The following is a 577-nucleotide window of genomic DNA, read 5'->3' on the forward strand; positions in this document are numbered from 1 at the left end:
TATCCGTGTTCTTGCAGGTTGTTGGCAGACAAGCCAGAATAAGCGGAAGTCTGCCATTTGACAGCTTCGGCGGAGAGCGTGATTTTTCTTTCCTCATACCGTTACCGCCTTATGATTTCTTCATTTTACGGCGTTTGTAAAGATATGTTCCAACCAGTCCACCAGCAGACGCAAGCAACATCACGACAAATGCCATTACATTTGTACTGTCGCCCGTTTTGGGACTGTCGCTAGGTCTGTTAGGCTTTTCTGGTGTCGGTGGTGTTTCGGGTTTTTCTGGTTCTTCTGGCTTTTCCTTAAAAGTAATCGTCTGTTCCTTGTCCTCAATATCCTTATGCTCGGTAACTTTCTTCGGCTCGTCTGGATTGCTTAAATCGTACAATTCTTCAAAAGTTACAAGCTGTTTGCCGTCAAGAGAAGTAGCGTCAAAGGTAAAAGCAACTTCCACTTTCATAGTTTCGCTGTCAGCAGTAAAAGTGTAATCACTTTCCACACGTTTTCCAGTGATAAGAAGCTCTGCATTTTCTTCTTTCAACATCTGCCAGCCCACAAGTTTGTACTGTGTACCGACTTCTAA

The 577-nt window shown here is 43.8% G+C and carries 1 protein-coding gene; it reads right to left on the bottom strand.

The genetic code is table 11. The annotated features are described in order from the left end of the window. Positions 1-109: 109 nt before the first annotated feature. On the bottom strand, positions 110-577 hold a 468-nt coding region (locus LJD34_RS16130; RefSeq protein ID WP_227360380.1), incomplete at its 5' end, for a VaFE repeat-containing surface-anchored protein.

This window comes from Faecalibacillus sp. MSK20_93, from assembly GCF_020589945.1.
In the GTDB taxonomy this organism is placed as follows: Bacteria; Bacillota_I; Bacilli_A; order Erysipelotrichales; family Coprobacillaceae; genus Faecalibacillus; species Faecalibacillus intestinalis.